Below are 7,487 nucleotides of genomic sequence, written 5' to 3'. Positions count from 1 at the left end.
GGAACTCGATATGGCCGCATGACCCAAACCTAAATGCCTCCAGGAAACCCGGGACGCTTCAGGCTGTAATCCACCAATAATGTCGTCAAAGCTGGGCGCTTTAGGATCGAGCAGCCACCATGCTTATGAAACCGGCAACAGGGTGCAGGGCCCGCCGCGAGTCCGCAAGTCTCGCCTTTCACGCCGCCGTTGGCTATTCCGACGCGATGCGCCGTGCCCTGTCCTCACCCTCTACCTCGCTGTTCGAGCAAGCCAATGTGCAACCGGAGGAGCTCGATGCCGCTATCGAGGATCTTGTGTGGGCCAAGGCGTCCGCTATTCTCCGCTTCGATCATCCGCTACTACGGCAGGTGCGCGCTGCTACCGGCGTCAACCTGGTCCAGGTAGCCCGACGCTCACGAAACCTGCTGATCGAGATCGAACAGCGCAGTGAGATCGGTCCTTCTTGGCAGTATCGTGAGCATACGCCGCGCCGGTGTACCTTTTCCTGCCGGGGACAGCTGCCTGCGACCATAGAGACCGCACTTCAAGGTGAACTTCTCGAGCAGCTGGTAATCCCGGCGGCCGCGTTGCAGGGTATCACCATCGCGAACGTCGCCAAGAGCGGCGACGGATGGTTGAACATCGATGTTGCTCCATCCTGGCACCGCTTCTGACATTGAGTGAACCGCGGACGGTGCAACCGAAGCCCTTTCGGAGCCGGGTAATGTTGGGTAGCGTCTGGCTATGACCGAGGTGCCTTCAGAACGCCTGTCGTCGAGCCACCTCGAGGATCTTGCCTTCATCGTCCTGTCCGCTCGACCTGACGCAGCCGACTTCAACCCTTACGTCGAGTTGAACGACGATGCCCGCGCGCGACTGAGATCACGGCTGAAGCAGCTTGCGCGATACGATTTCCCTTCCTCGTTGAGCGAGGACAAATCACTGCGCCGCGGGTACACATTGCGGCAGTGCTGCAGACTGACCGTCGGGCTCTTGCTGCTGGACGCCCATCTGCCCGCAAGCCTGGCGGTTATGTTGGCCCGCAATAATGAGGTCAGCTTCCTGCGCGCGATAGCGAGCCGACTTGCTGCCGACAGCCGAGGCGATGCCACACCGGAGGATCTGTTGAGCGTGATCGTGTCCGGCGAATTGCAGGACACGCTTGCTTCGCCTGCTTGGATCGCCGCGGAGTCGGGTCGAGTGAGGCTGGTACGTCGAGACGAACTCTCGCAGCTCTGGGCTGACGACCTGGCAGGATCCGGTGCCCGCTTGGTGGTGGATATGGCGACGGCGGCGGGCGCGTTGTGGACCTGGATCAGCAGCCGGCGACTGATGACCGATCTGGCGCGGGTGGCGCTGATCGCTGATATTGACCACGAAACGGGTCCGGGCTTTGTTTTCGTCGAGGACGGAAAACTGCGCCGATAGCGGAGCTTAGCTATTATGGCGCTTTTTAGCGCCGAGCACTTTACATTCTGATATAGTGGGTTATGTATCTGCCCTGAGCGATGGCCGGCGAGTGGCGCCTGTCAGCTCATGATGGAGTGCAGACATGTTGCATGACGATTTCGAGCAGGCGCCCTTCGGGGCGATCGAGTTCGCCGATAACCCGGAGGCGCGCTGCGCCTGCCTGATCCTGATGGACGTCTCGGGGTCGATGAAGGGCGATCCGATCGCCGAAGCCAACCGCGGCCTGCAGCAGTTCGCCGAGGAACTGCGCGAGGATCGCCTCGCAAGCCGGCGCGTCGATGTCGCGGTCATCACTTTTGGTGACAAGGTCGATGTCGTCGCCCAGTTCGGCTCGGCGCAGACCTTCTACCCGCAGCCGTTGGTCGCCAACGGCTCTACCCCGATGGGTGAGGCGATCGAGACGGGCGTGGACCTGGTGGCCGCTCGCCAGGCGGAATACCGTAGCAACGGGATCGCCACCTACCGGCCGTGGATCTTCCTCGTCACCGACGGCGCGCCGACGGACAGCTGGGAGCGGGCCGCACGCCGCATCCGTGATGGAGAGAGCCGCAACAGCTTCTCCCTGTTCGCGGTCGGCGTCGGAGGCGCCGACATGAAGACGCTGTCGCAGATTTCGGTCAAGGCGCCGGTGGCGCTCAATGGCCTGGCCTTCGGCGACATGTTTCGCTGGCTGTCGAGTTCGCTGTCGGCGATCTCGCGTTCCAGCGTCGGCCAGGCGGTCGCGCTCAGCAATCCCGCGGGTCCGGCGGGCTGGGCGACCATCGTCTAAGCCATGCCTGATTGGACCTGGGCAGCAGCGTCGCGGCGCGGCACTGCGCACGTCACCACCGGCGATGGCCTTCAGGACGCCTATCGTGTCCTGACGGTTGCCGGTTTCATCATCGCGATCGCCTGCGACGGGGCTGGCAGCACCCGCTACGGTCGTTTGGGCGCTGTGATCGCCACCCGTGTGCTGTCGCGGCGCGCAGCCAAGTGGGTCGGCCGCCATCGCCGCCTGCCCTCGCCGGTCATGATGGAAATGTGGGTGGCGGAGGTCCGCCTGGCGATCTTCGTCCATGCCGACCGGCGTGGCTGTGCCATGGGAGCATTCGCGGCCACCCTGGTCCTGGCGATCTCGAACGGCATCTCGACCCTCACCGCGCATGTCGGGGATGGTGCCGTCGTCGCCCAGTGCGCCGGCTTCAACGAGATCATTGCACTCAGCTGGCCCGAAAGCGGGCAGTACGCCTCGACGACTTTTTTCCTGACCGATGATGCCGTCCGCCTGCGTATCGGCATCGTAACCGATATCGCCGTCGATCGAGTGGCCGTCCTGACCGACGGACTTGAACGCCTGGCGCTCGATTTCGCCGGGAAGGCTGCGCATGCGCCGTTCTTTCGCAGCATTTTCGGCCCGGTCGCGTCCAGCATTTGCGTCGGTCGCAACCAGCGGCTCAGCGCGCAGTTGGCAGACTTCCTCTCCTCCGACAGCGTCAACGCTCGTACCGACGACGACAAGACGCTGGTGGTCGCAGCACTCCGGTGAATGCCCCTGCCCTGCTTTGCGCTGGCGTTCCCGTAGCGACAGGGGAGCGGATCGGCCGTGGCGGCGAGGGTGAGGTGTATGCCGTCCGTGGCGATCCGTCCCGCGCCATCAAGCTCTACCTGCAGCCCGATGCCGCACACGAGGCAAAGGTTCGCGCAATGATCGCGGCGCGGCTGGCCGAGAAATGTGTGAGTGTCACTTTCCCGTTACAGATCGTGCACCGCGCGGATGGTAGCCTGGGCGGCTTCACCATGCGGCGGGTAAGCGACAGCCTGCCGATCTTCGAATTGTTCGCCAGCGGATCGCGCCGCGAACGGTTTGCGCGCGCGGATTGGGCTTTCCTCGTGCGTACCGCGACCAATGTGGCGCGTGTCGTCGCTCAGGTTCATGCTGGCGGTGCCGTGATTGGTGACGTCAACAGCGCAGGTTTTCTGGTGTCGCAGCGTGCAACGGTGACGCTGATCGACGCCGACAGCTTTCAGGTCGCAGGCCATCGCTGCCGGGTCGGCATGCCGGAATATACGCCATCAGAATTGCAGGGCATGCGGTTCGGCGAGGTCGATCGTACGGTTGATCACGACGCCTTCGGTCTGGCCGTCATGATCTTCCAGCTGCTGGCACTCGGCCGCCACCCTCATGCGGGCGTGCGCAACGGGCGCAGCATTCCGCTGGAAACCGCGATCACCCAAGCGCGCTTCGCCTATTCGCTGATCCGCAACGTCGGCAGCATGCCGCCGCCCGCCGCGCTGACCCTGCGCGACTTGCCACTTGGTATCCGGACTCTCTTCGAGCGCGCGTTTGCATTGAGAATGGGTCCACGACCGACAGCCCAGGAATGGGTCAGCGAACTCGCGCTGCTCGAGGCAGGGCTGGTCCGCTGCCTGAACAATTCTGCACATATCATTCCCACGCTTGCGGTGCCGTGCCCGTGGTGCAGGATCGAGAAAGCACTGGGACAGTCTTTATTTCCGGCATCGCGTCCCGGCGGATCAGCACTGCAGCCGGTCCGCACCGATCTTCACCATGAAGTTGCTCGGGTTGTACAATATGCCAGGGACCATGCCGGAGAGGATATCCAGCCGTTGTGGCGGCGCTGCAATGTAGTGCCAAGCAAGGCGGCCGTAAAACTCCTCGCCCAGGACGGGAAGGTCCCAGCGGGGCCGATCGCTGCGTTGCAGGTTCAGCTTGGTCTGGACAACCAGCGTACTAGGCGCGTGTTCGTCGAGCGGTACAATGCTGCTCAGGCTGCTGCAGCGCAGGCTCTGGACCGCTGGCGCATTGATCTTGGCGTGTGGGAGATCAACACGCGGGCAGAGAAGCTGCAGCAGAACCTGATCGGTTGGGACCGGCTACGAGCCAGCACGCCGGTCCTGCTGGCGCAGGTGACGGAGCGCGCCGTCAGCGGAGCAGCAATCGAACGCATGCGGACCATGCCGCTCGATACCGCCGGCGTTCCCGGCATTGGAGAAAACCTGCGGTCGCATCTCGTGCGGCACGGTGTCGCGACGGCGGCGGACGTCACCCGGGCAGTTCTGAGCACTATCTTTAACCTGGGCGAAGCGCGCAGCGCGGCGCTCCTGCTCTGGCGGGACCGGATCATGGTGAAGGCGCAACGTTCCATCGTGGGCAATCGACCGCTTCTCGACGGTGCGATTGCGGCGGGAATGACCGCCATGCGTGGTCAGATCGCGAACGCCGAGGATGCGCTCCGCGCGCAGTGCGCGGATCTCGAGCACCGCGTGTCGAAGATTCGCAAGCGCGTCTGGCTGGTCGACCGGCAGGTCGAAGACGCGCTACACGACCGTGACCAGGCAGCGATGGATCTGGAACTGCTCGGGATCGACAACAAGGCTCTGCTCGCTCTGTCGAAAGTGCCGCCGTCGCCTGCGCAGACTGTGGCCCCGCCAAAGGCGAAGAAGAGACCTAAGACGGCGAAGCGTCAGCCGGTCGTCTGCCCAGCCTGTGGCGCGCCGATGGTCAAACGCTGGGCCAATGCCGCTAAGACCAGTAACAAGCTGTTTCTCGGCTGCAGCACCTATCCACGCTGCAGCGGATCCCGCCCTGTTCACCGCAAGCCACGAAGCCCGTGATTCCGGTATGCGGCCCCGCCGACGTTACTGTCCGCGCCGGTCGGTCAGCCGCGAGCACGGCGGAAGGCTGTGCTCTACGCACGTCCGATGAAGTTGACGATTTTGTAGCTGCGAACTGCGACGTGCGGCAGCAGGCTGGTGAACGTCGTCAGATCAAGCGCTGCGTGGAGCGCATGCTGCAATGCCCGACGCTCTGCTCTGGTCGGACGCCGGTCCCAGGTCGAAGCGGTGATAACAGAAGTTGCAGTGGGGGCCAGGAGCCGCTTTCGCGCTCCGTGATTCGAGACGACGAGCCGGATGCCGATCAACGTGGCGACGAACTCCGCAAGGACGCCAGGGAGAAACCGGAAGGCCGCATAAGCAAGCGCAAGCGTCAGCAACGTCGACATAAACCAATCTCCTTTTCCCCGGCAACTGCTGGATCACGGTCCCTCCCGCTATCAAACCCGCATCTGATGCGCGCAGGATGTCGCACGTCTGGAGAATGCCCGCGACTGACATGGCTGGCGAACATCGAAGCGGGCGACAGCTTGATACATGGATCGCGCGTCGCCCTCCCCTATGCCGCTGCGTTCAGCAGATCGGCAGCATTCGGACGACGGCGGCGCGCGCCCTCCCCTTGCCCCCGGTCTGGAAGACCTGGTCCGGCTGATCGCCCGGCAAGCCGCCCGCGAACATTACCGTTCGACACAGGTCGAGACCAATCCCGCACAAGACTGATGGATCGCTTCTCATGTTGATTAAGACTTTGCCGCGTATCGCGTTGTATGGTCGCCACTCCACGGTGATGCAGACGGCGACATCGAGCGCCGACCAGGCGGCATCCTGTATGAAGCTGGTCGATTATCTCGGCGGCACGGTGGTGGCGACCTATCTAGACCCCGAGCAGTCCGGCTATCGCCGCGACCGCCCCGGCTTGAAGAAGCTGCTGCGCGACGTCGAGACAGGTGTCGTCGATCTCGTCGTATGCGAGGCACTCGACCGGCTCGCGCGCGACGCTGAGGACGTCGCGTTCCTCGGCAAGAAGCTGATGTACCACCGCGTCGCGCTGCACACGGTTTCCGAAGGTCACGTCGATGAGATCAAATTCGCTGTGGCGGGTTTGCTGGGTGCGATCTTCCTCAAGCACCTCATCGACAAGACCGTGCGCGGCATGGAGGCCGCAGTACTCGCCGGGCGCTTCGCGGGCGGCCGGGCGTACGGCTACAAGCGGGTGATCAGCTTCGACGGTCGGGGCGAACTCATTCGAGGATTGCTGGAGGTCGACGAAGACAAGGCCTTCGTTGTTGACCGTATCTTCGCCGAGTTTGCCGCGGGGGCCTCGTCCATCCAGATCGCTACTGGCCTTAACGCCGACCGCATTCCCGGACCTCGCGGTGGGCAGTGGAATGCGTCGACCATTCGTGGGGACCCGAAGAAGGCGGTCGGCATCCTCAACAACCCGCTTTACGTTGGGCGGCTTGTCTGGGGGCGTCGTCAGTGGCGTCGCAACCCCGACAGTGAGCAGCGCGAGCGCCGCTACCGGCTGCGCGACCGCGCCGAGTGGGTGGAAGTGGCCGTGCCCGAACAGCGCATCATCCCGGACACGCTATGGGATAGTGTCAGTGAGCAAATCGAACGACGCCGCCGTACCGACGCACAGGTGCCGGTAGCCCGCCAGAATCGTAAGAAGCATCTGCTCTCCGGGCTTATCCGCTGCAGCTGCTGCGGCGCAGGCTATACCATCTCCGGCAAGGACTATTACCGCTGCGCCGGACAGAAGGAGCGCGGCACCTGCACAAACCGACTTTCGGTACGCAAGGGGCCGCTCGAAGTAGCCACGCTCGCAGTCTTCCAGCACCATCTGCTCACCGAAGAGCATGCGCGGCTGTTTGCCGACGAGTTTGCGCGCGAGATGGAGCGCCTGAACCAGGCGATGATCGACCAGGAACGTACGTCAAGCGACCGGCTAACCATCGTCACGCGCGAAATCGACAATCTGGCGGCAAACATGCTCGCTGGCGTTGCCAGTCCGACGTTGATCAAGCTGCTATCGGACCGAGAAAACGAAAAGGCCGCACTGGAGGCCAGAGTGGCACAGCGCAGGCCCAACAAGCCGGCTTCACCAGTTCTCCCGCACCCGACGCTGATGCGCTTGTTTGAGGAAAAGGTCAGCAAGCTGCGCGAGACGCTCGACGATGAACCCGTTCGCGGCGAAGCCGCCGAGATCCTGTCGACGCTCATCGAGAGCGTGACGATCTACCCCGACGAGCCGTGCGGTCCGGAAGCGGAGGTCGTTGCGAAAGTGTCAGATCTGCTGGGGTGGGCCACAAACGACAACGCCGCCCCGAAGGGCGGCGTGTGTAGTTCTATGGCGGTGGTTGCGGGGACAGGATTTGAACCTGTGACCTTCAGGTTATGAGCCTGACGAGCTACCGGGC

General features: G+C 63.5%; 7 protein-coding genes. 6 read left to right on the top strand and 1 reads right to left on the bottom strand.

Annotated elements, in window-relative coordinates; genetic code table 11:
* The first annotated feature begins 206 nt into the window (after nt 1–206).
* The 5 genes from ASE78_RS07790 (at nt 207) to ASE78_RS07770 (ending at nt 5,067) form a co-directional block, all read left to right on the top strand.
* Nucleotides 207–656, top strand: a complete 450-nt coding sequence (locus ASE78_RS07790; RefSeq protein ID WP_156351350.1) for a hypothetical protein — start codon at nt 207–209, stop codon at nt 654–656.
* Nucleotides 657–726: 70 nt separating this feature from the next.
* Entirely contained in the window at nt 727–1,410 is a 684-nt protein-coding gene (locus tag ASE78_RS07785) for a hypothetical protein (RefSeq protein ID WP_056495426.1), read from the top strand.
* Between the two features lie 124 nt (nt 1,411–1,534).
* A complete protein-coding gene (locus tag ASE78_RS07780; protein ID WP_056495423.1) occupies nt 1,535–2,221 on the top strand; it encodes a vWA domain-containing protein in 687 nt (228 codons plus the stop codon).
* A 3-nt stretch (nt 2,222–2,224) separates the two neighbouring features.
* Nucleotides 2,225–2,977, top strand: a complete 753-nt coding sequence (locus tag ASE78_RS07775) for a PP2C family serine/threonine-protein phosphatase (protein ID WP_056495420.1) — start codon at nt 2,225–2,227, stop codon at nt 2,975–2,977.
* 74 nt (nt 2,978–3,051) lie between these two features.
* Nucleotides 3,052–5,067 carry a topoisomerase DNA-binding C4 zinc finger domain-containing protein gene (locus ASE78_RS07770; protein WP_056495418.1) on the top strand — a complete coding sequence of 672 codons (2,016 nt, stop codon included), beginning with the start codon at nt 3,052–3,054 and terminating at the stop codon, nt 5,065–5,067.
* Nucleotides 5,068–5,141: 74 nt separating this feature from the next.
* Here the strand turns inward: ASE78_RS07770 and ASE78_RS07765 are convergent, their stop codons facing one another.
* Nucleotides 5,142–5,456: a hypothetical protein gene (locus ASE78_RS07765; RefSeq protein WP_056495415.1), complete on the bottom strand. Its 315-nt coding sequence runs from the start codon at nt 5,454–5,456 to the stop codon at nt 5,142–5,144.
* A gap of 344 nt (nt 5,457–5,800) precedes the next feature.
* On the opposite strand from ASE78_RS07765, the gene ASE78_RS07760 reads away from it, so the two are divergent.
* Nucleotides 5,801–7,468 (top strand): recombinase family protein, encoded by a 1,668-nt coding sequence (locus ASE78_RS07760; RefSeq protein WP_056495412.1) that lies wholly within the window; start codon nt 5,801–5,803, stop codon nt 7,466–7,468.
* Nucleotides 7,469–7,487: the final 19 nt, after the last annotated feature.

This window comes from Sphingomonas sp. Leaf25 (assembly GCF_001421635.1).
GTDB lineage: Bacteria > Pseudomonadota > Alphaproteobacteria > Sphingomonadales > Sphingomonadaceae > Sphingomonas.
This window is presented reverse-complemented; position numbering and strand designations above follow the sequence as displayed.

Bases quoted from the DNA above. Each gene is read 5' to 3' on its own strand.
- ASE78_RS07780 (WP_056495423.1), top strand. From the start codon at position 1,535: ATGTTGCATGACGATTTCGAGCAGGCGCCCTTCGGGGCGATCGAGTTC.
- ASE78_RS07760 (WP_056495412.1), top strand. From the start codon at position 5,801: ATGTTGATTAAGACTTTGCCGCGTATCGCGTTGTATGGTCGCCACTCC.
- ASE78_RS07765 (WP_056495415.1), bottom strand. From the start codon at position 5,456: ATGTCGACGTTGCTGACGCTTGCGCTTGCTTATGCGGCCTTCCGGTTT.
- ASE78_RS07775 (WP_056495420.1), top strand. From the start codon at position 2,225: ATGCCTGATTGGACCTGGGCAGCAGCGTCGCGGCGCGGCACTGCGCAC.
- ASE78_RS07790 (WP_156351350.1), top strand. From the start codon at position 207: ATGCGCCGTGCCCTGTCCTCACCCTCTACCTCGCTGTTCGAGCAAGCC.
- ASE78_RS07785 (WP_056495426.1), top strand. From the start codon at position 727: ATGACCGAGGTGCCTTCAGAACGCCTGTCGTCGAGCCACCTCGAGGAT.